This window comes from Symbiopectobacterium sp. RP (assembly GCF_050472005.1).
Classification (GTDB): domain Bacteria; phylum Pseudomonadota; class Gammaproteobacteria; order Enterobacterales; family Enterobacteriaceae; genus Symbiopectobacterium.
In genome coordinates this window covers 1153053-1175259 of the sequence record NZ_JBGOGS010000001.1, presented here as the reverse complement: position 1 = coordinate 1175259, position 22207 = coordinate 1153053, and the positions used below count along the sequence as shown (strand labels likewise).

Annotated in this window: 28 protein-coding genes, 3 pseudogenes and 1 riboswitch; of the genes and pseudogenes, 13 read left to right on the top strand and 18 right to left on the bottom strand. The window is 50.2% G+C overall.

Annotation, left to right across the window (positions count from 1 at the left end; genetic code table 11):
- Positions 1-114 precede the first annotated feature (114 nt).
- From ACD630_RS07680 to ACD630_RS07665, 4 genes are all read left to right on the top strand, one after another.
- Positions 115-243 carry a hypothetical protein gene (locus ACD630_RS07680; protein ID WP_430358666.1) on the top strand — a complete coding sequence of 43 codons (129 nt, stop codon included), beginning with the start codon at positions 115-117 and terminating at the stop codon, positions 241-243.
- Positions 244-385: 142 nt separating this feature from the next.
- A complete protein-coding gene (locus ACD630_RS07675) occupies positions 386-667 on the top strand; it encodes a hypothetical protein (RefSeq protein ID WP_430358665.1) in 282 nt (93 codons plus the stop codon).
- Positions 639-764, top strand: a complete 126-nt coding sequence (locus tag ACD630_RS07670) for a hypothetical protein (protein ID WP_430358664.1) — start codon at positions 639-641, stop codon at positions 762-764. The genes ACD630_RS07675 and ACD630_RS07670 overlap by 29 nt, the downstream gene beginning before the upstream one ends.
- Positions 736-957, top strand: coding sequence for a hypothetical protein (locus ACD630_RS07665; RefSeq protein ID WP_430358663.1), 222 nt, complete (start codon positions 736-738; stop codon positions 955-957). The genes ACD630_RS07670 and ACD630_RS07665 overlap by 29 nt, the downstream gene beginning before the upstream one ends.
- Before the next feature lie 279 nt (positions 958-1236).
- Here ACD630_RS07665 and ACD630_RS07660 read toward each other — a convergent pair whose 3' ends face one another.
- The 3 genes and pseudogenes from ACD630_RS07660 to ACD630_RS07650 all read right to left on the bottom strand — a co-directional run bounded on the left by ACD630_RS07660 (position 1237) and on the right by ACD630_RS07650 (position 4307).
- The gene (locus ACD630_RS07660; protein WP_430359948.1) at positions 1237-2157 is read right to left on the bottom strand and encodes a Kdo(2)-lipid IV(A) acyltransferase; all 921 of its coding nucleotides are present in this window, start codon (positions 2155-2157) and stop codon (positions 1237-1239) included.
- 440 nt (positions 2158-2597) lie between these two features.
- Positions 2598-3899: pseudogene (locus tag ACD630_RS07655) on the bottom strand (IS256 family transposase).
- A gap of 48 nt (positions 3900-3947) precedes the next feature.
- The gene (locus ACD630_RS07650; RefSeq protein WP_430358662.1) at positions 3948-4307 is read right to left on the bottom strand and encodes a hypothetical protein; all 360 of its coding nucleotides are present in this window, start codon (positions 4305-4307) and stop codon (positions 3948-3950) included.
- A gap of 110 nt (positions 4308-4417) precedes the next feature.
- Between ACD630_RS07650 and ACD630_RS07645 the strand changes: the two genes are divergently transcribed.
- Entirely contained in the window at positions 4418-5458 is a 1041-nt protein-coding gene (locus ACD630_RS07645; RefSeq protein WP_430358661.1) for an IS481 family transposase, read from the top strand.
- Between the two features lie 986 nt (positions 5459-6444).
- Here ACD630_RS07645 and dsbA read toward each other — a convergent pair.
- The 3 genes and pseudogenes from dsbA to ACD630_RS07630 form a co-directional block, all read right to left on the bottom strand.
- The gene (gene dsbA, locus ACD630_RS07640; RefSeq protein ID WP_430358660.1) at positions 6445-7068 is read right to left on the bottom strand and encodes a thiol:disulfide interchange protein DsbA; all 624 of its coding nucleotides are present in this window, start codon (positions 7066-7068) and stop codon (positions 6445-6447) included.
- Positions 7069-7091: 23 nt separating this feature from the next.
- Complete coding sequence (locus ACD630_RS07635) at positions 7092-8078, bottom strand: serine/threonine protein kinase (protein ID WP_430358659.1); 987 nt, start codon at positions 8076-8078, stop codon at positions 7092-7094.
- Positions 8079-8147: 69 nt separating this feature from the next.
- Positions 8148-8417: pseudogene (locus tag ACD630_RS07630) on the bottom strand (YihD family protein).
- Between the two features lie 134 nt (positions 8418-8551).
- Here ACD630_RS07630 and mobA point away from each other — a divergent pair.
- The 4 genes and pseudogenes from mobA to ACD630_RS07610 all read left to right on the top strand — a co-directional run bounded on the left by mobA (position 8552) and on the right by ACD630_RS07610 (position 10567).
- Positions 8552-9127 (top strand): molybdenum cofactor guanylyltransferase MobA, encoded by a 576-nt coding sequence (gene mobA, locus ACD630_RS07625; RefSeq protein ID WP_430358658.1) that lies wholly within the window; start codon positions 8552-8554, stop codon positions 9125-9127.
- Positions 9120-9221: pseudogene (locus ACD630_RS07620) on the top strand (molybdopterin-guanine dinucleotide biosynthesis protein B); the annotation flags it as partial. The gene mobA and the pseudogene ACD630_RS07620, both read left to right, overlap by 8 nt.
- A gap of 111 nt (positions 9222-9332) precedes the next feature.
- The gene (locus ACD630_RS07615; RefSeq protein WP_430358657.1) at positions 9333-10406 is read left to right on the top strand and encodes a transposase; all 1074 of its coding nucleotides are present in this window, start codon (positions 9333-9335) and stop codon (positions 10404-10406) included.
- Complete coding sequence (locus tag ACD630_RS07610) at positions 10337-10567, top strand: hypothetical protein (RefSeq protein ID WP_430358564.1); 231 nt, start codon at positions 10337-10339, stop codon at positions 10565-10567. Before ACD630_RS07615 ends, ACD630_RS07610 begins: the two co-directional genes overlap by 70 nt.
- A gap of 75 nt (positions 10568-10642) precedes the next feature.
- Here the strand turns inward: ACD630_RS07610 and ACD630_RS07605 are convergent, their stop codons facing one another.
- The 6 genes from ACD630_RS07605 to hinT all read right to left on the bottom strand — a co-directional run bounded on the left by ACD630_RS07605 (position 10643) and on the right by hinT (position 15128).
- Positions 10643-11950 (bottom strand): NAD(P)/FAD-dependent oxidoreductase, encoded by a 1308-nt coding sequence (locus ACD630_RS07605; RefSeq protein WP_430358656.1) that lies wholly within the window; start codon positions 11948-11950, stop codon positions 10643-10645.
- Positions 11951-12249: 299 nt separating this feature from the next.
- Positions 12250-12792, bottom strand: coding sequence for an alpha/beta hydrolase YcfP (gene ycfP, locus ACD630_RS07600; RefSeq protein ID WP_430358655.1), 543 nt, complete (start codon positions 12790-12792; stop codon positions 12250-12252).
- 150 nt (positions 12793-12942) lie between these two features.
- Positions 12943-13788 (bottom strand): phosphotransferase, encoded by an 846-nt coding sequence (locus tag ACD630_RS07595; protein ID WP_430358654.1) that lies wholly within the window; start codon positions 13786-13788, stop codon positions 12943-12945.
- A 1-nt stretch (position 13789) separates the two neighbouring features.
- Complete coding sequence (gene lpoB, locus ACD630_RS07590; protein WP_430358653.1) at positions 13790-14368, bottom strand: penicillin-binding protein activator LpoB; 579 nt, start codon at positions 14366-14368, stop codon at positions 13790-13792.
- Between the two features lie 20 nt (positions 14369-14388).
- Positions 14389-14580, bottom strand: a complete 192-nt coding sequence (locus ACD630_RS07585) for a DUF1425 domain-containing protein (protein ID WP_430358652.1) — start codon at positions 14578-14580, stop codon at positions 14389-14391.
- Positions 14581-14777: 197 nt separating this feature from the next.
- Entirely contained in the window at positions 14778-15128 is a 351-nt protein-coding gene (hinT, locus tag ACD630_RS07580) for a purine nucleoside phosphoramidase (RefSeq protein ID WP_430359947.1), read from the bottom strand.
- A gap of 282 nt (positions 15129-15410) precedes the next feature.
- Between hinT and ACD630_RS07575 the strand changes: the two genes are divergently transcribed.
- From ACD630_RS07575 to cspE, 3 genes are all read left to right on the top strand, one after another.
- Positions 15411-16727 (top strand): hypothetical protein, encoded by a 1317-nt coding sequence (locus ACD630_RS07575; RefSeq protein ID WP_430358651.1) that lies wholly within the window; start codon positions 15411-15413, stop codon positions 16725-16727.
- Positions 16728-16740: 13 nt separating this feature from the next.
- A complete protein-coding gene (locus ACD630_RS07570) occupies positions 16741-16863 on the top strand; it encodes a hypothetical protein (RefSeq protein WP_430358650.1) in 123 nt (40 codons plus the stop codon).
- Positions 16864-17132: 269 nt separating this feature from the next.
- Complete coding sequence (cspE, locus tag ACD630_RS07565; protein WP_222159976.1) at positions 17133-17342, top strand: transcription antiterminator/RNA stability regulator CspE; 210 nt, start codon at positions 17133-17135, stop codon at positions 17340-17342.
- A 53-nt stretch (positions 17343-17395) separates the two neighbouring features.
- On the opposite strand, the gene crcB is transcribed toward cspE, so the two are convergent.
- Positions 17396-17779 (bottom strand): fluoride efflux transporter CrcB, encoded by a 384-nt coding sequence (gene crcB / locus ACD630_RS07560; RefSeq protein WP_430358649.1) that lies wholly within the window; start codon positions 17777-17779, stop codon positions 17396-17398.
- A gap of 75 nt (positions 17780-17854) precedes the next feature.
- Positions 17855-17916, bottom strand: a riboswitch (Fluoride riboswitch).
- 172 nt (positions 17917-18088) lie between these two features.
- Between crcB and tatE the strand changes: the two genes are divergently transcribed.
- Entirely contained in the window at positions 18089-18298 is a 210-nt protein-coding gene (gene tatE / locus ACD630_RS07555; RefSeq protein WP_430358648.1) for a twin-arginine translocase subunit TatE, read from the top strand.
- A 100-nt stretch (positions 18299-18398) separates the two neighbouring features.
- Here the strand turns inward: tatE and lipA are convergent, their stop codons facing one another.
- The 5 genes from lipA to dacA form a co-directional block, all read right to left on the bottom strand.
- A complete protein-coding gene (gene lipA, locus ACD630_RS07550; protein ID WP_430359946.1) occupies positions 18399-19364 on the bottom strand; it encodes a lipoyl synthase in 966 nt (321 codons plus the stop codon).
- 213 nt (positions 19365-19577) lie between these two features.
- Positions 19578-20267 (bottom strand): lipoyl(octanoyl) transferase LipB, encoded by a 690-nt coding sequence (gene lipB / locus ACD630_RS07545; RefSeq protein ID WP_430358647.1) that lies wholly within the window; start codon positions 20265-20267, stop codon positions 19578-19580.
- A 114-nt stretch (positions 20268-20381) separates the two neighbouring features.
- Complete coding sequence (ybeD, locus tag ACD630_RS07540) at positions 20382-20645, bottom strand: DUF493 family protein YbeD (protein WP_430358646.1); 264 nt, start codon at positions 20643-20645, stop codon at positions 20382-20384.
- Positions 20626-20784 carry a hypothetical protein gene (locus ACD630_RS07535; RefSeq protein ID WP_430358645.1) on the bottom strand — a complete coding sequence of 53 codons (159 nt, stop codon included), beginning with the start codon at positions 20782-20784 and terminating at the stop codon, positions 20626-20628. Before ACD630_RS07535 ends, ybeD begins: the two co-directional genes overlap by 20 nt.
- 90 nt (positions 20785-20874) lie before the next feature.
- Positions 20875-22086, bottom strand: coding sequence for a D-alanyl-D-alanine carboxypeptidase DacA (gene dacA / locus ACD630_RS07530; RefSeq protein WP_430358644.1), 1212 nt, complete (start codon positions 22084-22086; stop codon positions 20875-20877).
- Between the last annotated feature and the right edge of the window lie 121 nt (positions 22087-22207).

The window sequence follows — 22207 nt, the reverse complement described above, 5'->3', positions numbered from 1 at the left end:
AAGGAAGGGCATCGGGCCGAGTGGGGCGGTGACACCCGTAAAATTGGTGAAATTGCAGACGATCTGCCATTTATCGCAAACGGACAGATTGGCTGGAAAGGGAAAAAAGCCAATATGGAGATCGGGGAAACATCCGTGATCATAATGCGAACAGCAAAACCGAAGCGGAAAGACAAGAACACCGGACGGCGAGTGAAAGTTCAGCCAGACGTAGCTCTGACACTCAGATTAGGGCTTTGTTGAATAATAGTGATTCATGCTGTTTTTTCAGCTAGTTTTGGTAGAAAATGCTTGTCACATTAGGTTTACAGTTTTCTTATGAGGCCTAACTGCATGATTTTGCGTTGCGAGGATCTGTCGTTTCACCGGGGGTGCAGCATAAAATATGTTTATTCAACAAAGCCTCAGATTAGTTGTGGTTCGCCTTACCGATACTCACGGTAAATTTATCGGACGCTGGACGCTGCTCACAAAAGTTAGCAACGAGATCACCAGCGCGGAAGTCGCTCGCTGGTATTACTGGCGCTGGGGTATTGAATCCTTTTTTAAGCTGCTGAAAGGTGCCGGTCATGATGTAGAAAAATGGCTTCAGCGCAGTGCTGGTGCACTGCTACGCAGGTTATTGATACTAGCATGGCATGTGTGCTGGTATAGCCAACCGACTTAAAAATGATTACAGCCAATGTCCTGATATGTGGCAAAAAATACAGCTAATTGTTATCAAAATAATGTCGCTTGGCTATATGGCGGCTGCAACGCGCTGAAGGAGACGACAATGCGGCAGCCCGTCAGTTAATTTTCCGATTATCCGGACGACAACAAAAACGAGGGCGTAAAGAAAGCGCCCCAGCGCTGCTTGCCGGACTATCCATCCTGCTAAATACCTTGACGTTATTAGCAGACTATACCCCGGAAGAACTTGCCCACTTCGCTATGGTGGTTTTTAACCCTTTATGATGTGTAGATACCTATGCTCAGGGTGAGAGGGGTCGGTAAGGACCTTGCAGCCCAGACAGTGGGCAGTTGTCACAAGCAATGGCGGATCAGTCTGTCACCAGCGCTGTGCATAGCCCTACCAAATAGACTGTTCAGAGAAATGGGCCTGCCGGATATATAAGGTGGGCGACGATTAACATAACTGAACCTGCGTATACGGATCAGTATGTACGGTGGTGTGGGAGGAAGCTGATCGTGAGATCGGCTCCTATCCCTATTGCACGGAGAACATCCGGCGATTTAATACAGCGCGGGTTCGCCTTCCGGACGCGTTTTGAAACGGCGGTGTAACCACATATACTGATCGGGCGCCAGCAGCACATTTTGTTCTACCAGCGCGTTCATCCAGGCGGCTGTTGTGACTTCATCATCTAACGGTACGCTGAGTTCAGCAGGCTGGATGATCAATTCATAGCCTTTCCCCTCCTCGCGCCGCCGAGGGACAAACGGCACAATGGCGGGTTTAGCCACTTTTGCCAACAAATAACTCCCGCTGGTGGTTGCAGTACTTTCCATGGCAAAGAAGGGAACAAACACGCTGCTGCGCGGGCCATAGTCATGATCGGGGGCATACCAAATAATCTCCCCCTGCTTGAGCGCACGGATCATGCCCTTGAGATCTTTGCGATCCAACATGGTCTTATTTGAGCGCATGCGGCCCCAGGTTTGCAACCAGTCAATCAGTTTGTTTTCATTGGGCCGATAAACACCGATCCCAGGGGTATGCATGCCGAAAATGCGTGCCCCCAGTTCCAGCGTAAGAAAATGTAATCCAATCAGAAGCATGCCGCGTTTTTCTGCACGCAGTAGTTGTATATGCTCAAGGCCAGTGACAGTAAACCAGCGAGCGATGCGCCAGTCAGGCCAAAACCAGGCCATGCCGGTTTCTAGCAGTCCCATGCCCACGGATTCAAAGTTTTTACGTACCAATGCGGCACGCGCTTGTTCTGTCATCTCTGGAAAACAAAGTTCCAGATTGCGCTCTGCAATGTGCACGCGGTGCTTCATAACGCGCATGGCGACACGGCCTAGCGCTGTGCCGAGACGATAAATAACCGGGTAAGGCAGTAACACGACAAGATAGAGTATGGCGATCCCTAGCCAGGTCAACCAGTAACGAGGGTGTAACAATGAACGAGTGAATGATGGGAGTTGTGTCATGAGTTCCAGTATCAAAAAATGCAGGCGCAGTCATCCGCGCTTGTCGTTAAAAAAATCAGTCACACCAAGTGATAGTGTCTAATATGGTGCGGTGCATCAGCTATCGTAATGATGCGGGAAAGCGTTCCGGTATAGGAAGGCTTTCCCGCCGTAAGGCAATGTGGAATACTCCAAAAAATCAATATCCGCCTTTTATCTTAGCATCGACGAATAATGATGTTTAACCTTTGGTGGGATGTCTGTGCAGAAGAGACCCCTCCCGTTTGTGCATAGGTATCTACACATCATAAAGGGTTAAAAACCACCATAGCGAAGTGGGCAAGTTCTTCCGGGGTATAGTCTGCTAATAACGTCAAGGTATTTAGCAGGATGGATAGTCCGGCAAGCAGCGCTGGGGCGCTTTCTTGAGCCTGTTTAAGATTTTGTGTAAATGCCTTTCCTCAGAAGTGACCATCAAGACGCTCACCGAACTCGATAATAAAGTGACTCATTGCCATACGCCAGTCCTGTAAGGGCATCGTCCATTTCTGTGATGCCACTTGGATTGCCAGCCATACGACCTTCTTCAGCGAGTCATCAGTCGGGAACACCTTGCGTTTCTTGATTGCATGCCGGAGCACGCTGTTCAGTGATTCTATATAGCCAACAGACTTAAAAATGATTACAGCCAATGCCCTGATATGTGGAAAAAAATACAGCTAATTGTTATCAAAATAATGTCGCTTGGATATAGCGTTCGTCGTGTAGATTACCTTGCGAAGTTCCTGCGGGTACGAGAAGAATGTCGACAGGTTGGCCCAGTTTGACTGCCAGCTCCGGCTTATCTGCGGATAGCGGTGATCCCATGTCCCACCGAACGTCTCCAGCGCCTGAAGCGCGGCCTCTTCGGTTGGAGCCTGATACACTGCTTTGAGGTCGCGTGTTACCGCCTTATAGTTCTTCCAGGCAACGAAGCGCAGACTGTTGCGCACCATGTGCACGATGCACAACTGGATGCGGGCTTCCGGGTAGACCGTGTTGATGGCATCCGGGAACCCTTTCAGGCCGTCCACACAGGCAATGAGGATGTCGGTCAGGCCACGGTTTTTCAGTTCTGTCAGCACGTTCAGCCAGAACTTTGCACCTTCATTTTCGGCCAGCCACATCCCCAGTAGCTCTTTCTGGCCTTCGATATTGATACCCAGCCCCAGGAACACAGACTTATTGATAACGCGGCTGTCCTGCCGGACTTTCAGAACGATACAGTCAAGGTAAACAATGGGATAAACCGCATCCAGGGGGCGATTTTGCCATTCAACAACCTGCTCCATAACGGCATCGGTGACCTTCCATACCAGGGCGGGTGAGACATCCGCGTCATACAGTTCTTTGAACGCAGCGGCAATTTCGCGGGTGGTCATCCCTTTGGCATACAACGATAAAATCTGGTTATCCATCCCGGTGAGCCGGGTCTGGTTCTTCTTCACCAGTTGCGGTTCAAAGGAACCATCACGATCACGTGGTGTACGCAGTTCCAGCAGACCATCGCCGGTGGTAACAGTCTTTGTGGAGTAGCCATGGCGCGTGTTAGTTCCAGATTTGGACTGGGGCTTCTCATGCCCGAGGTGATGGGTCATTTCGGCATTAAGGGCAGTCTCAACGCTGATCTTTTTCAGCAGGCGATCAAACTGGTTGAGAGCATCAGGGGTTTTGAGATTTTTGGCCAGCTCGTTAGCCAGAGCCTGTAACTGTTTTTCGTCCATAAAGTAACCTGCTTTTGATGTTGGATTGAACATATCAAAATCAGGCAATTACACAATCTCGTGTACAGGCTCGCTTTCTTTACGCCCTCGTTTTTGTTGTCGTCCGGATAATCGGCAAATTAACTGACGGGCTGCCGCATTGTCGTCTCCTTCAGCGCGTTGCAGCCGCCATACCAGCACACATGCCATGCTAGCTATCAATAACCTGCGTAGCAGGGCACCAGCACTGCGCTCAAGCCATTTTTCTACATCATGACCGGCACCTTTCAGCAGCTTAAAAAAGGATTCAATACCCCAGCGCCAGTAATACCAGCGAGCGACTTCCGCGCTGGTGAGATCGTTGCTAACGTTTGTGAGCAGCGTCCAGCGTCCGATAAATTTACCGTGAGTATCGGTAAGGCGAACCACAACTAATCTGTATTAGTCGCGACTAGATCTGACACTGGACCTTGAAAGGTTGAGAGTTACCGGTTTTGATATGGGTGTCTAATCCTTAAACAAAACGCGAGGTAACTCTCATGCTTCATACTAACAATCCCATTATCAAACACAAAGCCGGCCTGCTCAATCTCGCCGAAAAACTCGGTAACGTATCAAAAGCCTGCAAGAGCATGGGCGTGTCACGCAATACATTTTACCGTTATCAGGAACTGGCTGCTAAAGGCGGCATTGATGCGCTGGTTAACCAGAACCGCCGGGTTCCGAACCTGAAGAACCGCGCCGACGAAGCCACTGAACGCGCGGTTGTTGATTATGCTATTGAGTTCCCGCCCCATGGGCAGCACCGGACCAGTAATGAGCTGCGTAAAAAAGGCGTGTTTATCTCCGGCAGCGGCGTGCGCTCCATCTGGCAACGACACGACCTGGAGAACTTCCGTAAACGCCTGAAGGCGCTTGAGGAAAAGGTCGCCAGAGAAGGCATTGTCCTTACCGACGCTCAAATCGCAGCCCTGGAGAAGAAGGCGCACGATGATGAGGCCTGCGGTGAAATCGAGACGGCACATCCCGGATATCTGGGCTCGCAGGACACCTTCTACGTGGGCAATCTGAAGGGGGTGGGCCGTATCTACCAGCAGACGTTCGTGGATACGTACTCGAAAGTGGCACACTGCAAGCTGTATACGAATAAAACACCACTCACCGCCGCCGACCTGCTCAATGATCGCGTACTCCCGTTCTACGAGGCTCAGGGACTGCCGGTGCTGAGAATACTGACCGACAGGGGTACGGAGTACTGTGGTAAAGTGGAGCAGCATGATTATCAGCTTTATCTGGCTATCAACGATATCGAGCATACGAAAACGAAGGCGATGTCTCCGCAGACGAACGGCATCTGCGAGCGCTTCTATAAAATCATTTTGCAGGATTTTTATCAGGTTACGTTCCGCAAGAAGTTATATGGAGACCTGGAAAGCCTGCAGGTAGATCTGGACAACTGGTTGTGGCATTACAATAATGAGCGAACTCATCAGGGAAAAATGTGCTGCGGGCGTACGCCGATGGCCACTTTACTCGATGGAAAACGGATCTGGGCAGAAAAGAATCTGAACCAGATGTAATCTGACAGACACCTGTATAAATAATCGGTAACTGTCAGATCAGGTCTGAGCTAGTACAACTTACGGTAAATTTATCGGACGCTGGACGCTGCTCACAAACGTTAGCAACGATCTCACCAGCGCGGAAGTCGCTCGCTGGTATTACTGGCGCTGGGGTATTGAATCCTTTTTTAAGCTGCTGAAAGGTGCCGGTCATGATGTAGAAAAATGGCTTCAGCGCAGTGCTGGTGCCCTGCTACGCAGGTTATTGATAGCTAGCATGGCATGTGTGCTGGTATGGCGGCTGCAACGCGCTGAAGGAGACGACAATGCGGCAGCCGTCAGTTAATTTGCCGATTATCCGGACGACAACAAAAACGAGGGCGTAAAGAAAGCGCCCCAGCGCTGCTTGCCGGACTATCCATCCTGCTAAATACCTTGACGTTATTAGCAGACTATACCCCGGAAGAACTTGCTCACTTAGCTATGGTGGTTTTTAACCCTTTATGATGTGTAGATACCTATGTATATAAGGTGGGCGACGATTAACATAACTGAACCGGCGTATACGGATCCGTATGTACGGTGGTGTGGGAGGAAGCTGATCGTGAGATCGGCTCCTATCCCTATTGATATTTATTGTTTTTATGTGTTTCACCGCCGCTAAGCATGCCATAGCTCACAGCAAGAGACGAACGTTAACGCACAGAAAACCGCAAATCTGCCACATGCAAAGCAAATGCCTTGTGGATAACTTTGTGCATAGAAAGAGAAAATCAGAATGATGCTAATGTTATATCAAAAAGTGATTCACATATTATGGATTTTTTTCAGCAAGATAAAAAAAAATCCTCGGTAAATACTCGTAATACAAAAAACATTTTTTTTGTGGATAGATATTAGTTAAACGCTAATTAAACGTCACAGAGGCAAAACTGTCGTAGCGGATAAACGATATATCCAAGGTATAACTGCGCCTGTTATCAGACGCAGTTATAAGAGCAGTGCTATTTTTTCTCGATAAGGAATTTCACAAGATCAGCATATTGCTTCACATATGCATCCATTGAGCTGGTATCTAAACCGTCACTTTTCACCATATATTTGCCATTAACAAACATGGCCGGCACACCGCGCAATTGCAAATCCGCAGCCGCTTTTTCTTGCTGGGCAACCAGCGACTTAACCACGAAGCTATTCAATGCAACGTCATAATCTTCAGCTTTAACACCCGCCGCCACAAACACCTTACGAATATCATCCGTGGTTTTCAGCGTTTGGCTTTTTTGCAGCGCATCAAACATTAACGGGGTGACTTTATCTTCAACACCCAAAGCGATGGCAACTGCCCAAGCCTGCGCTAGTTCTTTCCCCAAAGGCCCGAGGAAATCGACGTGATAGCGCGTAATTTTGGTATCCGCTGGAAGCACCTTACTGACAGCTTCAGGAATATGGTAAACCTCAGCAAACTGATAGCAATGCGGGCAGTAGAAGGAGAAAAACTCCAGCACCTGCGGTAATTGAGGTACCGGTTTATTAACTTCAACGTACTGTTTTCCATCAGAAAAATCTGCCGCTGATGCACCGAAGGCCAACATGATGCCCAATAATGCCGCAAATACACTCTTCATATAACACATCTCTCCGTTAAACATCAGTACATGGACAATAGCTGTAAAGGAGGCTCCTGTAACAGCTTAACCTGTCCAGTAAATATTGCTGTTTGCCTGAACCAGAAATCATCATTTTTTATCCAGGGAAAGCTCGGGGGAAATGCCGGATCTTCCCAACGGCGAATAATCCACGCTAAATAATGCACCATTCGCATCGCATGCAGCAGCTCAATTAACGCCAGCTCTTTCTCCTGAAACGTCATAAACTCACTATAAGCTTCCAGCAGAATATCAAGCTGAATTCTCTGTTCCTGACGCTCGCCATGAAGCAACATCCACAAATCCTGCACTGCGGGTCCGTTACGGGCATCATCTAAATCGACAAATAGTGGTCCGTCGCGCCAGAGAATATTTCCAAGATGGCAATAGCCGTGCAACCGAAGAAAGGAAGCATCCAATGTCCAATAGCGTTTTACCATTTCGATAAGTTGCTGGGTGGACTGCAAAAAGGAATCTCGGCACGCGGCAGGAATACGTTGTGTTTGCGTCAATAATTGATAAGGTCTGTCGAGATATTCCTCAACCCCAATGGTAGAACGAGCAAGAAAAAGCGCTTTTTGCCCCGTTTGATGCCAACGACCCAGAAAACGGCCAACGCCTTCCAATTGATCGTCATTATCCATTTCATATTGCCGCCCCCCTATGCTTGGGAAAACGGAAAAATAAAAGCCATCATAACAATGCAAGGTTTGACCCTTGAGTTTCAAGGGGGCAACGACGGGCACCTCATCGTCAACCAATGCGAGGGCAAAATCGTGCTCTTCCTGAATCTGCGACTGCGTCCACCGTTCAGGACGATAGAATTTAACGACAAAACGGTGCCGGTCTTCATCCATAAATTGATAAACCCGGTTTTCATAGCTGTTGAGCGCCGTCAAACCAGAATCAACCCGGATACCTACCGCGAAAAGTGCATCGATAATCAGCGAGGGAAACAGCGTCTGAAAATTAAACACTGAACTTTGCATAGCCGTCATCATTACTTGCAATAGGAATCAAAATAAGCCGCGGAAAAGCAGCGCCTGTTGATAAAGGCATCAGTCCTTGATAACACCCCGAGCTCGCAGCAATGCTGTTTTGAAATCTTCCTCATAATCCTTTTTCAAGCCAGGAATGACCTGCTCTTTATCCGTGTCATGCATTTTCAAATGGTAGATCAGGATATCATCTGTCAGCTCACTTAGCTGCCCCTAGAACCCCGCCTCCTGTGCAAGTTTTTGTAAAAATTGAACCAGATTCAGGTCCGGATCTTTTTGCCAGGCAGGATGCAGTAACTCAACCAACTCGTTAACGCGATGACATTTCATGATTTAATTCTCTTATAGTGTATACACAAGCGTGGATATCACCTTAACAGCCTTAATCACGGGTGGAAAGCGCTTGGCGTCAGGAATTATTTTGCCCAGAATAGAGCCTCTGCGGCGCGACAACGAGGGATCACGTGATCACAGGCATCATTCTGGCAGGTGGCCATGCCAGCCGAATGGGCGGGCAGGATAAGGGACTATTAACGTTGCGCGGCATACCGCTCTACCAACACGTTTTAACCCGCCTGAAACCCCAAGTGGACCGCGTCTACATCAATGCCAATCGTAACCAGGCTGTTTATCAGGAAAGTGGCTGCACCGTTTTTAGCGACTTACCGAATGGCTTTTCAGGCCCCTTGGCAGGTATCTTATCCAGCCTGAAAATCATCGAGACGGAATGGGCCGTTTTCACTCCCTGTGATGTCCCTAATTTACCCACCGATCTGGTGGAGAGACTGTGGCACAGCAAACAGCAAGGGCATGCCGCCTACGTAAACGATGGCCAGAGAGAGCATCCAACCTTGTTGCTTATCCACCGTTCCCTGATGCCAAAGCTTGAAACCTACCTGGAACGTGGCAATCGTAAGCTGATGCTTTTTCTGGCAGAGATCGAGGCGACTCCCGTACTTTTTGCGGAGTGCCCTTTGGCATTCCAAAACCTGAACACCCCAGACGATCTCTCCAATTGGCAAGAGGCCAAACATGACTGAGTTGCATCGCCCACGCCTGCTTGCCGTTAGCGCGTATAGCGGTACCGGGAAAACCACTTTGCTCACCCACGTGATCCCACTCCTTAAAGAGCATAGGTATCTACACATCTTTTGCAATATCTGCTATTACGTTGCTGCATGATCTCAACTTAGCGGGATTGATGCCCGCCTTAACCGGCGTTATCAGCGTCTGGTTAAGCAACACATGACTCCCGCAGCACCATTGGCGTCAGCCATTAAAGACCTTGCCTGCGCGCAGAAAACAACATTCGCCACTACTCAGGCCGTTTGGCGTTTTTTTAATAATGAACGTATTAGCTCCAGTCAGCTCAATGAACCGATTATTTCGCTGGCTCTCCGGCAGGTTGCACTTAGCCCGCATCCATACGCTCCCGTCGTTCACGACTGGTCTCATTTACAGTTTCGTACCCACAATGGGAAAGAAGAACGTTTGAAAATGACGCATGGTGGCGACGTCGGTTATGAACTACAAACCCGCCTACTGCTTGATGCTGCAAATGGTTTACCAATAGCGCCCCTGTCTCAAACTCTAACCGATAGGGCGGGTTGTCGTTCAACGCTAACCGAGGGCTTGTCTGAGAGTCTGACTCATATGGATGCTTTGACGGCTGATATCGCCCGCGTTGAGTCTCTTGCTACCGGGAAGAAGTTAGTTCATCTCATTGACCGTGAAGGTGACTCTATCGGGCATATGCGCACATTAAGCTCCCAGGGAATATGTTGGCTTATCCGGGGAAAGGAAGGGCATCGGGCCGAGTGGGGCGGTGACACCCGTAAAATTGGTGAAATTGCAGACGATCTGCCATTTATCGCAAACGGACAGGTTGGCTGGAAAGGGAAAAAAGCCAATATGGAGATCGGGGAAACATCCGTGATCATAACGCGAACAGCAAAAGCGAAGTGGAAAGACAAGAGCACCGGACGGCGAGTGAAAGTTCAGCCAGGCGTAGCTCTGACACTCAGATTAGTTGTGGTTCGCCTTACCGATACTCACGGTAAATTTATCGGACGCTGGACGCTGCTCACAAACGTTAGCAACGAGATCACCAGCGCGGAAGTCGCTCGCTGGTATTACTGGCGCTGGGGTATTGAATCCTTTTTTAAGCTGCTGAAAGGTGCCGGTCATGATGTAGAAAAATGGCTTCAGTGCAGTGCTGGTGCACTGCTACGCAGGTTATTGATGCTAGCATGGCATGTGTGCTGGTATGGCGGCTGCAACGCGCTGAAGGAGACGACAATGCGGCAGCCCGTCAGTTAATTTGCCGATTATCCGGACGACAACAAAAACGAGGGCGTAAAGAAAGCGCCCCAGCGCTGCTTGCCGGACTATCCATCCTGCTAAATACCTTGATGTTATTAGCAGACTATACCCCGGAAGAACTTGCCCACTTAGCTATGGTGGTTTTTAACCCTTTATGATGTGTAGATACCTATGCCCTTCAGGACCGGGCAACGTGCCACCCCAACCGACAGCACGTTGTAGAACCCCGTCGGTTAATGCAGTTTCAAGCGCGGACGAATCACGCGGTTAATACCGCCCACCAGCATCATCAACCCGGTTTTGGTGTAGCCGTGCAAGGCAATCTGGTGCATACGGTACAGTGAGATATACACCACACGCGCAATGCGTCCTTCCACCATCACTGATCCACGCATCAGGTTACCCATCAGGCTGCCGACGGTGCTGAATTTAGACAGCGACACCAATGAACCGTGATCCTTGTAAACATAAGCCTTCAGCGCCTGGCCATTGAGCTGGGCAAGGATATTGTGATAGCAACGTGTCGCCATCTGGTGCGCCGCCTGGGCTCGCGGTGGGACAACGCTGCCGCTGGGTTGCAGGCACGATGCGCAATCGCCGATGGCATAGATATTCGGATCGCGCGTGGTTTGCAGCGTCGGTTCCACCACCAGTTGATTGATGCGGTTGGTTTCCAGATCAGCGATCTCTTTCATGGCATCGGGTGCTTTGATCCCAGCGGCCCACACCATCAAATCGGCTTCGATAAACTCGCCCTCTTTGGTGTGTAAACCACCGGGTTTCGCTTCCGTGACCATCGTTTTGGTCAGAACACGTACACCGATATTGGTCAACTCCTGATGTGCTGCGGAAGAAATGCGCGGCGGCAACGCGGGCAAAATGCGCTCCCCAGCTTCTACCAGCGTGACGTTCAGTGCCTGATTATCCAGCCCGTCAAAACCGTAGCTGTGCAGTTGCTTCACCGCATTATGCAGTTCTGCGGAGAGTTCCACCCCAGTTGCACCACCGCCGACGATAGCAATGTTGACCTTTTCCTTGTCGTCATTAGCGGTTGAGGTAAATTTCAGGAACAGGTTGAGCATTTCATTGTGGAAACGACGCGCCTGTTTGGGGCTGTCGAGAAAAATACAGTTGTCTTTAACGCCGGTGGTGCCGAAATCGTTGGAGATACTGCCTAGCGCGATCACCAGAATGTCATAGGGAAGCGAACGTTCAGCTACCAGCATTTCACCCTGATCGTTATCGATTTCGGCCAGTCGAATACATTGACTTTCACGATCGATATCCATCAGCGTCCCTAACTGAAAATGGAAGCCATGGTTGCGCGCATGTGCCAGATAGCTCAGCGCGTCAATGTCATCATCCATCGAACCTGTTGCTACTTCGTGCAGCAGCGGTTTCCATAAATGACTTTGATTACGATCGACCAAGGTGATCTCAGCTTTGCTTTTACGCCCCAGCTTATGGCCTAGGCTGGTGGCTAATTCCAAACCGCCGGCGCCACCGCCGACAATAAGAATTTTTTTAAGTGCTGATGTCAAAACGCCCCCCTAATTGTGAACCAATAGTTAATAAGGCGTAAAAATAATATCCTTATATTACATAGGGTTCTCATAAGTTAAATGCCAAATCTGTGGGAAGAATAGCACGTCAGGTCATTTGGTCATACCAGAATTTATATATATCAATTTATTTTTTATCCGCTTGATTCGCGGCAAAAAATTTCCTTTTTAATTCATCAAATTATTTTGCAGGTACTGATATCAGTATGGGACACACGACGTTAGACGAGGAACGTCAAACGCCGTGGCAGGGAAAAGGGGAGTAGAGTTGTTATCGATTAACCGAGCGTTTTAAACGCTTTAATGCGCTGAAGATGCGGAGAGATACTTTTGAATTTATGCGTCTGGATGTTGTCCCAAATGATTTCATAGAACGATCCCAACAGTGCGGCACTGCGCTGGCTATCGAGCATTTCATCGTTGCGCGACAGCACAGTCAGACAGCGGTCGCGATTCTTCTCACGGAAATTAGCGACACACTTGGTGGCAATGTCCGCATACTCTTCGGGCCTGTCGATTTTTCCTGCCATGTTCTCTTGCGGGAACAGATTTGGATTAAAAATGACCTGGCGAATATCACATAAAAAGCCGATACGTTCGGCCCAAAAGCCGCCCAGCCCTACACCGCAAATCAGCGGCCGCTCGTCCTGCGCACGCTGGATCAGCTTGTCGACTTGTTTGAGCAAATGTTGCATATCATGCCGGGGATGAAGCGTACTGTAACTCAGCAGCTCAACGTCTTGGTCAATAAACTGCAACTGCAACACTTTTTCATGGTTGCCAGGGCTAGTGGAATCAAAGCCATGCAAGTAGATAATCATCTGAATCTCATCCTCCGGATACGACCAACGCCAGACGTCACCGCCTATCACAACAAGCAAACGCTTTCTTGATAATACACCTGATGGATTGTGCCTGCATTGACCGATGATAGGTTATCTGGCGCACAGTGCCTAGATTATTCTCCCGGATTACGAGTTTAGACCAAGAGCACGACGCGATGCCGAACCTGCCGCTAAAAACGCCGTTTGTCCCGTTTGATGCCAGCACACCTCACACCACATCAGAATAAGATAATCGGCCCAGGGCAGCCACTGTTGAAGCGATGTGTTCAACGCCTGCGCGCACAAACCGGGCCGCTGCTGTTGGTAGGTTCGCAGTAAGCGCCGTTGCGACTCAACGTCAAGCCCATTGCCCCGCACCAACAGCGCCAGTTCCAGTCCAATATCTCCATCGGCGGCATATTCCCAATCGATAAGCAGCAGCGCCCCCTGCGGCGTGATCAACACATTCTCGCTATGTACGTCTAGATGCAACGGTGCCCACGCGAGCAAGTCAGGCGGGGCTTTACGCTGAAAATAGTGGTGCCAGCGCAGTAATGCTGGCGAGCGTCGACGCGGATCCATATTTTGCCAGTGATGGATAAACTGCGCCGGTAAATTCAAATTAAAGCCACAACACGGCTGGCAGTGAAGCTGGCTGAGGAGTTGTGCCAGCGATCCGTTTTCCAATACGCCTGAAAAATCCTGCGCAGACACCGTAGCCCCTGCGGCCCATTCCACGATGAGCCAACCGTCGCGGTAGACAACAGGCTTAGGAGCCAACTGCCGTGCAGAGAGCTGGCGTAACACCCGGTATTCACGTTGCCTGAATACGCCCAACTGCGCCGCCTCGGTGGTTTGCGGCCGCGCTAGCAATTGACGATCGCCCACGCGAACGCGCCAACAGCCGCGTCCCGAACCGTTCACAGCTTCGAAATGAAAACCGGCGGTATCAACCGCCGGAAAGTGTTGCGCAAGCAGACGTTCAAGCGCCAATTTACTGTTGGACGGCACCATTTCCCGACCATACGATTTCACCGGTTTGCACCAGCATCAGCTGCATGTCCAGCTGCGGGGTTTTCACATCACCGCTGACATCGCTGTAGAGCACATACTGCGCGCTCACGTGGCGCGCCAGGCCAATCGCCTTAGTACGCGAGCCCAGACTGTCCTCTGCCGATAACCCTAGCGTCTGTTTCGCCACGGCCACCTGTTCACGTGGCACCAGCGCGAACGCGTTGCCGTTCGCCAACGCATCATAAATCACCGCTGTCGCCTTCGCGACCGGCAACGAGCCGTTGGTGTTGTTCTTCACGCTGTCAACCAGCAGGATACTGCCGGGCGCTACGCCGCTGACCTGTCGCATTTGTGCCACTAAAGGCCCGACACTACCTTCCCAGTTCAGGGTTTGAATTTTCGGAGGCGTAGGCACCGGCTGCCCCGCTGGCGGCGTGACCACTTCCGGCTGTGACGGTTGCACCGGTTCGATCTGCGCCGGTGGCTGTTGCTCTGGCGGACGGGTCATACAACCGGTCAACACCATCGCCCCGAACAGCAGCACAAGATACTTTTTCATGCGTTCCTCTCTAAACACTTTTACAGAAACAGATGGGGGCGGACTTGCTGAACATTCTGCCCCTCGTGCGTGCCAGAAATACGCACTTCGCTCTGTGCCTGAATCAGAACGCTGTGCACATCGTCATAAGGCAGCACATCCAACCCTTTTCCCTCATACCAGTAGAAGCGGTACTGTACCGTCACCGCCTGGGATGAAGTATTGCGCAGCACCGCCTAGGCGCTTCCGCCCTCACTGCGCGTGGTCAGATCGGGTTTTGATGCCGTAATTCCAGCGGACAACAGAGAAGCATCGAGCACTAACGTTTGCCGCTCATTGATGGTTAACACGGGGGGAGCTGGAACACGCAACAACCCTCAGCACCAACACAGCAGATAACAGGCAGCGCACAATCTGGAAGTTCATGAAGTTAGTCCGACAACAATGGCCCCAGAGGACGTCCACCCAGCAGGTGCATATGAATATGATAGACCTCTTGGCCGCCATAGCGATTGCAATTAACGATCAGACGATAACCGTCTTCATCAATGCCCTCGTCGCGCGCAATCTTGCTGGCGACTGTGAACAATCTTCCCAGTGCCTGTTCGTGCTCAGGCAAAACATCGTTTAGGTTCGGAATCAATACGTTAGGAACGATCAAAACGTGTGTTGGCGTGCGAGGCGCGATGTCACGAAAGGCCGTCACCAGTTCATCCTGATAGACGATGTCGGAAGGAATTTCCCGGCGGATAATTTTACTGAAAATAGTTTCTTCAGCCATGTTTGAGTTCCTTATAAACGTGTAACGCCGAATGGTTACGGCAGTATGAGTGACACTTTCGGTTGCTTTCAACCTTCTTTCTGTTTTTTCTTGTTCAGATGTTTGAATTGCGGCTTTTTCACCGCAGGTCAGCGCCCAATAGGGATAGGAGCCGATCTCACGATCAGCTTCCTCCCACACCACCGTACATACGGATCCGTATACACCAGTTCAGTTATGTTAATCGTCGCCCACCTTATATACATAGGTATCTACACATCTTTTGCAATATCTGCTATTACGTTGCTGCATGATCTCAACTTATCCATCGGCGGGATTGATGCCCGCCTTAACCGGCGTTATCAGCGTCTGGTTAAGCAACACATGACTCCCCCAGCACCATTGGCGTCAGCCGTTAAAGACCTTGCCTGCGCGCAGAAAACAACATTCGCCACTACTCAGGCCGGTTGGCGTTTTTTTAATAATGAACGTATTAGCTTCAGTCAGCTCAATAAACCGATTATTTCGCTGGCTCTCCGGCAGGTTGCACTTAGCCCGCATCCATACGCTCCCGTCGTTCACGACTGGTCTCATTTACAGTTTCGTACCCACAATGGGAAAGAAGAACGTTTGAAAATGACGCATGGTGGCGACGTCGGTTATGAACCACAAACCCGCCTACTGGTTGATGCTGCAAATGGTTTACCAATAGCGCCCCTGTCTCAAACTCTAACCGATAGGGCGGGTTGTCGTTCAACGCTAATCGAGGGCTTGTCTGAGAGTCTGACTCATATGGATGCTTTGACGGCTGATATCGCCCGCGTTGAGTCTCTTGATACCGGGAAGAAGTTAGTTCATCTCATTGACCGTGAAGGTGACTCTATCGGGCATATGCGCACATTAAGCTCCCAGGGAATATGTTGGCTTATCCGGGGAAAGGAAAGGCATCGGGCCGAGTGGGGCGGTGACACCCGTAAAATTGGTGAAATTGCAGACGATCTGCCATTTATCGCAAACGGACAGGTTGGCTGGAAAGGGAAAAAAGCCAATATGGAGATCGGGGAAACATCCGTGATCATAACGCGAACAGCAAAACCGAAGCGGAAAGACAAGAGCACCGGACGGCGAGTGAAAGTTCAGCCAGGCGTAGCTCTGACACTCAGATTAGTTGTGGTTCGCCTTACCGATACTCACGGTAAATTTATCGGACGCTGGATGCTGCTCACAAACGTTAGTAACGAGATCACCAGCGCGGAAGTCGCTCGCTGGTATTACTGGCGCTGGGATATTGAATCCTTTTTTAAGCTGCTGAAAGGTGCCGGTCATGATGTAGAAAAATGCCTTCAGCGCAGTGCTGGTGCCCTGCTACGCAGGTTATTGATAGCTAGCATGGCATGTGTGCTGGTATGGCGGCTGCAACGCGCTGAAGGAGACGACAATGCGGCAGCCCGTCAGTTAATTTGCCGATTATCCGGACGACAACAAAAACGAGGGCGTAAAGAAAGCGCCCCAGCGCTGCTTGCCGGACTATCCATCCTGCTAAATACCTTGACGTTATTAGCAGACTATACCCCGGAAGAACTTGCCCACTTCGCTATGGTGGTTTTTAACCCTTTATGATGTGTAGATACCTATGCCCACAGGCATAGGTATAGCCAACCGACTTAAAAATGATTACAGCCAATGCCCTGATATGTGGCAAAAAATACAGCTAATTGTTATCAAAATAATGTCGCTTGGCTATAACGCCGGTTAAGGCGGGCCTCAATCCCGCCGATGGATAAGTTGAGATCATGCAGCAACGTAATAGCAGATATTGCAAAAGATGTGTAGATACCTATGCACAGTGTGTAGGGAGAAAACGGTAACAAAGGTGTCTCATTTCAAACTATTGGTAAATCGGAGCGCATATTTAGCGATTTTCATCACTTTTTATCCAAGTTCAACTGGACAAATGCGTTACTAATTGCTGTACTGTACCTGACACACATTTTGTGTCTTTCATTCATGTTAAAGGTAAGTTTGATGTCTAAGATTAAGGGTAGCGTTAAGTGGTTCAATGAGTCCAAAGGTTTTGGTTTCATCACTCCGGAAGACGGCAGCAAAGATGTATTCGTACACTTCTCTGCAATCATGAGCAATGGCTTCAAAACTCTGGCTGAAGGTCAGCGTGTAGAGTTTGAAATCACTGACGGTGCTAAAGGCCCATCTGCGGCTAACGTTATCGCTATTTAATAATACCGATTTCTTGAAAACCCGCCTTATGGCGGGTTTTTTTTATCCTGTTGTCAGGATACCAGCCAGTTGATCAGTACGAATGACAGCGCAGTCATGAGCAGTGAGCCTACCAGATTACACAGAATGTTGATGGCAGCCGCTGAGAGCTGGCCCTGATTGATAAACAGAAACGTCTCCGCCGAAAAGGTGGAAAATGTAGTTAATCCGCCACACAGCCCGGTCGTTATCAGCAGTTTACAATGCGGCGGTAACTCCGCATGACTGGCAAAATAGGCGAGGGCACCACCGATGACAAAAGCCCCGATCAGGTTTGCCATCAGCGTACCCACAGGCAGTACTGACACCGCTGTGGTGTTATAGCGCATTCCCAATGCCCACCGGGCAACGCTTCCCGCTCCGCCGCCGATAAACACGGCAAGAAACATCATCCACATAATGACCTCGTGTTGTGCATTATTTTACGTTGAAAGTGATTCAGAGCGTGCAGATCCCTACGCGCCTGCTCTGAGGCGTACGTAGGCATCATCAGCCCAAAGGGCGGTTAGGGAGGAATGCCATCTCCATGTGACAAAAACAGTGTAGCGGCGATAGGTATCTGGATTCAAGCACTGGCAATAGGCATATCAGCAGTATGGTCTAATTTTGTTACAAATGGATTTTGTGTTCGCGCTGTCGCAGGCATAAATAAGAAATATGGTTTTTATTCGATGGTATTCCAGTATTCGTAATCAGGTAGGTGTGTGATGGAAGGTATTAGCATTGCCAAACTGTTGGTGATTGCCGCGCTGATCGTATTGCTGTTTGGCACCAATAAACTGCGCTCGCTGGGCGGCGATTTAGGGGCTGCAATCAAAGGGTTCAAGAAAGCGATGAATGACGATCAGTCAGTGAAACCGACCACCACAGGGGGTGATGCAGCGCCTGCCGGTGAAATTCGTCATAACAAGGACTAATTGTCTTAATGAAAAAGGGCGGCCTGTTGGCCGCCCTTTTGCGATAAGTACGTCAGCAACAGAGTCAATGTGTAACTAAATATTGTTACACCCGACGTGCTTACTTAACCTCAATGCCTTTCGCTTGCAGATCGGCGTGATACGACGAACGCACGAACGGGCCGCAGGCTGCGTGGGTAAAGCCCATCGCCATTGCCTCGGCTTTCATTTCATCGAACTCTTCCGGACTCACATAGCGTTTCACTGGCAGGTGATGACGGCTGGGCTGTAAGTATTGCCCTAACGTCAACATGGTGACACCGTGGCGGCGCAGGTCACGCATTACTTCAACGATCTCCGCATTGGTTTCCCCCAGCCCAACCATCAGGCCGGATTTAGTCGGAATTTCAGGGTGAGAGGCTTTAAAGTTCTCAAGCAGCTTCAATGACCACTCGTAGTTGGCACCAGGGCGTACCTGACGGTAGAGGCGCGGTACGTTTTCCAGATTGTGGTTGAACACATCCGGCGGCGTCACGTTCAGGATATCCAGCGCCTTATCCATACGGCCGCGGAAATCGGGCACCAGCGTCTCGATGCGAATGTGTGGGTTTTTACGGCGGATAGCGGCGATGCAGTCTGCGAAGTGCTGTGCGCCGCCGTCACGCAGGTCATCCCGGTCTACGGAGGTGATCACCACGTAGCGCAACCCCATGTCATGGATGGTCTGTGCCAGTTTCTCTGGCTCATTGGCATCGGGCGTTACCGGGCGGCCGTGTGCCACGTCGCAGAACGGGCAGCGGCGGGTACAAATGTCTCCCAGAATCATGAAGGTGGCTGTACCGTGGTTGAAACATTCGGCCAGATTCGGGCAGGAAGCTTCTTCACAGACAGAATGCAGGCCGTTTTTGCGCATGGCCGCCTTGATGCCCTGAATACGGCTAGAATCGGCAGGTAACTTGATTTTCATCCATTCAGGTTTACGCGGTAGCTCCTGCCGCTCAGTGACGACGGTGCGTACCGGGATGAGTGCCACTTTGTCTGCATCGCGGTATTTAACGCCGCGTTCCATCTGAATCGGTTTACTCATGATAGCCAGGTTCCAGTTCTGAATCACAGGTTGAATCATGATTTAAGTTCTATGATTCAATGGATTATGTTTCTAATTAAACTTTTTTTAAAAACTATAAAAAATTATACCATCTTTGCTGTCTGACATTCAGCCTTTACGTCGCACAAATGCATAAATAATGTAAACGGAATGTGATTTGGCACCGATAAGCATAAACCCAACGGCACCATTTCACGTCGATATACTGCGCGGTACGGGCGCGCCATGAGAGGCCCAATCCCATACCAGTGGCGCTTGTTGCGTGTAGCCAAGCTGTTGCATAAAGGTCGCGACCAATAGCGGGGCGACATCTGCCACTTCCACACCGGGTACATGCTGGCTGACCTGCGTCATTACCATGCCCGCATAGCCGCACGGGTTAATACGCAGGAACGGCGTCAGGTCCATATTGATGTTGAGTGCCAGCCCATGGAAAGAGCAGCCCTTACGAATGCGTAGTCCGAGTGAACAGATTTTAGATTCCTGCACATACACACCCGGCGCATCAGCGCGGGCATGAGCGGTGATACTGAACTGTGCCAGTGTATCGACCACGGTATTTTCAATGGCGGTGACCAGTTCCCGCACGCCCACTTTTCGGCGTTTTAAATCCACCAGCACATACATCGCTTGCTGGCCCGGTCCGTGATAGGTCACCTGGCCGCCGCGATCGCTTTGAATCACTGGAATATCGCCGGTAGTGAGCAGATGCTCTGCCTTGCCAGCTTGACCTTGGGTAAAAACGGGAAGGTGCTGCACCAACCAGAGCTCATCCGCGCTTTGCGTGTCACGCAAATCGGTAAACTGGTGCATCGCCAATGAGACGGGCTCATAGGGTTGTACGCCAAGCTGACGTACGATGATCTTATCCTGTAGCAACATCGTGATCTTCAGGTTAAGGAAAACAATGGAGCCGATTATAGTCGCGGGAGGCGCCAGCGAACAGCGCTGAAACACATTTTCCCGCGATTATCCGGTCGGGTAGGCGTCATGCCCTTACAGTACAACGCGTACGATATCGATAGCGCCCAGCTCTTCATAGAGCGTTTCGACTTGCTCAATGTGCGTGGCGGTAATGGAGATGGAAACCGAATGGTAATTGCCTTTGCTACTCGGTTTGACCTGCGGGCTATAGTCGCCCGGCGCATGACGTTGCACCACTTCGACAACGCGGTCTACCAATTCTGGCTGCGCGTGTCCCACCACCCGGTAGGTGAATGAGCAGGGAAATTCGAGCAGTTCATTGAGTTTGGTTTTCATGTGTTCTCCAGATGGATCGGTGCCCATGCTGATCGTCGCTGTTCAATAGCGTTTGGTTCAACATATAGCCAAGCGACATTATTTTGATAACAATTAGCTGTATTTTCTTGCCACATATCAGGGCATTGGCTGTAATCATTTTTAAGTCGGTTGGCTATAAAGTATAACTCCCGCCGCAGCGGGAGTAATCATCTCTGAATATGGGGCCAAAAATGGTTAACCCAAGGGCTTACCTTAACCAGCGATGGAACATCAGACGAATGTAGTCAAACAGACGGCCAAAAATGCCCCCTTCTTTGACTTCATTCATCACGACCAGCGGGCGTTGCTCAATGGTTTTGCCATCAAGTTGGAAGTTGATGGTACCAACCACCTGGTTTTTGCTCAGCGGTGCGTGCAGTTCCGTGTTATTGAGCACATAGCTGGCTTTCAGATCTTTCATCCGACCGCGCGGAATGGTGAGGTAGGCATCTTTTTCCACGCTCAGGGAAACCCTGTCGCTATCACCGAACCAGACGGGCTCGGATGCAAACTCTTTGCCGGCTTTCAGCGGTGCAACGGTTTCAAAGAAACGGAAACCCCAGGTGAGCAGCTTTTTGCTCTCGGTTTCACGGCCTTTGAAGGTGCGTCCGCCCATCACTACCGAGATCAAGCGCATTTGACCTTCAGTGGCCGAGGCAACCAGATTGTAACCTGCTGCATTGGTGTGGCCGGTTTTGATACCGTCGACGGCCAAGCTGCTGTCCCACAACAGGCCATTACGGTTGGTCTGTTTGATGTTGTTAAAGGTGAACTCTCTTTCTTTATAAATGGCGTACTCGTCCGGTACATCGCGAATCAACGCTTGGCCAATCAGCGCCATATCGCGTGCGGAGCTGTGTTGCCCCGGTGCATCCAAGCCGTGCACGGTCTGGAAATTGGTGTTCTGTAAACCCAATGCTTTCACATAGTTGTTCATCAGGCTAACGAAGGCATCCTGGCTACCCGCCACATAATCTGCCATCGCAACGCAAGCGTCATTACCCGATTGCAGAATGATGCCGCGACTGAGTTGTGAAACCGGTACACGATCGCCCGGTTTCAGGAACATCAGCGACGAGCCCTGAAAGGTCGGGTTTCCGGTTGCCCAGGCATCTTTGCCGACGGTTACGATGTCATTCTGGGTAATCTTGCCGGATTTCAGCGCCTGACCGATAACATAACTGGTCATCATTTTGGTCAGGCTTGCGGGATCGCGGCGCGCATCGGCATTCATTTCTGCCAACACTTTGCCAGAGTTGTAATCAATCAGGATGTACGACTCGGCGTCGATTTGTGGTACGCCGGGGATCATCGTCTTGAGATTGACGTCTTCCGCATGGGCCGTTGTGGCAACGCTGACGGCAAGCAGCGTGCCCAGTGCTGTACCTAAGGTGAAACGAGACGTGATAACAATATTCATGATTGGAACTACAACATCCGTGGAGTGAAGTTAAAAAACGAGCTGTACTATAGCAGATGCGCCATAGCGCGGCACCAGACATTCCGTTACGTGATTTTGCTAAAGCAGATGGCGTAACAAC

Excerpts from the sequence above, each read along its gene's own strand:
- cspE (WP_222159976.1), top strand. The coding sequence starts at position 17,133 with ATGTCTAAGATTAAGGGTAGCGTTAAGTGGTTCAATGAGTCCAAAGGT.
- ACD630_RS07535 (WP_430358645.1), bottom strand. The coding sequence starts at position 20,784 with ATGATTACAGCCAATGCCCTGATATGTGGCAAGAAAATACAGCTAATT.
- hinT (WP_430359947.1), bottom strand. The coding sequence starts at position 15,128 with ATGGCTGAAGAAACTATTTTCAGTAAAATTATCCGCCGGGAAATTCCT.
- dsbA (WP_430358660.1), bottom strand. The coding sequence starts at position 7,068 with ATGAAGAGTGTATTTGCGGCATTATTGGGCATCATGTTGGCCTTCGGT.
- lipA (WP_430359946.1), bottom strand. The coding sequence starts at position 19,364 with ATGAGTAAACCGATTCAGATGGAACGCGGCGTTAAATACCGCGATGCA.
- ACD630_RS07570 (WP_430358650.1), top strand. The coding sequence starts at position 16,741 with ATGCCCACAGGCATAGGTATAGCCAACCGACTTAAAAATGATTACAGC.
- lipB (WP_430358647.1), bottom strand. The coding sequence starts at position 20,267 with ATGTTGCTACAGGATAAGATCATCGTACGTCAGCTTGGCGTACAACCC.
- lpoB (WP_430358653.1), bottom strand. The coding sequence starts at position 14,368 with ATGAAAAAGTATCTTGTGCTGCTGTTCGGGGCGATGGTGTTGACCGGT.
- ACD630_RS07645 (WP_430358661.1), top strand. The coding sequence starts at position 4,418 with ATGCTTCATACTAACAATCCCATTATCAAACACAAAGCCGGCCTGCTC.
- ACD630_RS07670 (WP_430358664.1), top strand. The coding sequence starts at position 639 with ATGTGTGCTGGTATAGCCAACCGACTTAAAAATGATTACAGCCAATGT.
- ACD630_RS07660 (WP_430359948.1), bottom strand. The coding sequence starts at position 2,157 with ATGACACAACTCCCATCATTCACTCGTTCATTGTTACACCCTCGTTAC.
- ACD630_RS07635 (WP_430358659.1), bottom strand. The coding sequence starts at position 8,078 with ATGCAAAGTTCAGTGTTTAATTTTCAGACGCTGTTTCCCTCGCTGATT.
- crcB (WP_430358649.1), bottom strand. The coding sequence starts at position 17,779 with ATGTGGATGATGTTTCTTGCCGTGTTTATCGGCGGCGGAGCGGGAAGC.
- ACD630_RS07610 (WP_430358564.1), top strand. The coding sequence starts at position 10,337 with ATGGCATGTGTGCTGGTATGGCGGCTGCAACGCGCTGAAGGAGACGAC.
- ycfP (WP_430358655.1), bottom strand. The coding sequence starts at position 12,792 with ATGATTATCTACTTGCATGGCTTTGATTCCACTAGCCCTGGCAACCAT.
- ybeD (WP_430358646.1), bottom strand. The coding sequence starts at position 20,645 with ATGAAAACCAAACTCAATGAACTGCTCGAATTTCCCTGCTCATTCACC.
- ACD630_RS07615 (WP_430358657.1), top strand. The coding sequence starts at position 9,333 with ATGACTCCCGCAGCACCATTGGCGTCAGCCATTAAAGACCTTGCCTGC.
- ACD630_RS07675 (WP_430358665.1), top strand. The coding sequence starts at position 386 with ATGTTTATTCAACAAAGCCTCAGATTAGTTGTGGTTCGCCTTACCGAT.
- dacA (WP_430358644.1), bottom strand. The coding sequence starts at position 22,086 with ATGAATATTGTTATCACGTCTCGTTTCACCTTAGGTACAGCACTGGGC.
- ACD630_RS07680 (WP_430358666.1), top strand. The coding sequence starts at position 115 with ATGGAGATCGGGGAAACATCCGTGATCATAATGCGAACAGCAAAACCG.
- tatE (WP_430358648.1), top strand. The coding sequence starts at position 18,089 with ATGGAAGGTATTAGCATTGCCAAACTGTTGGTGATTGCCGCGCTGATC.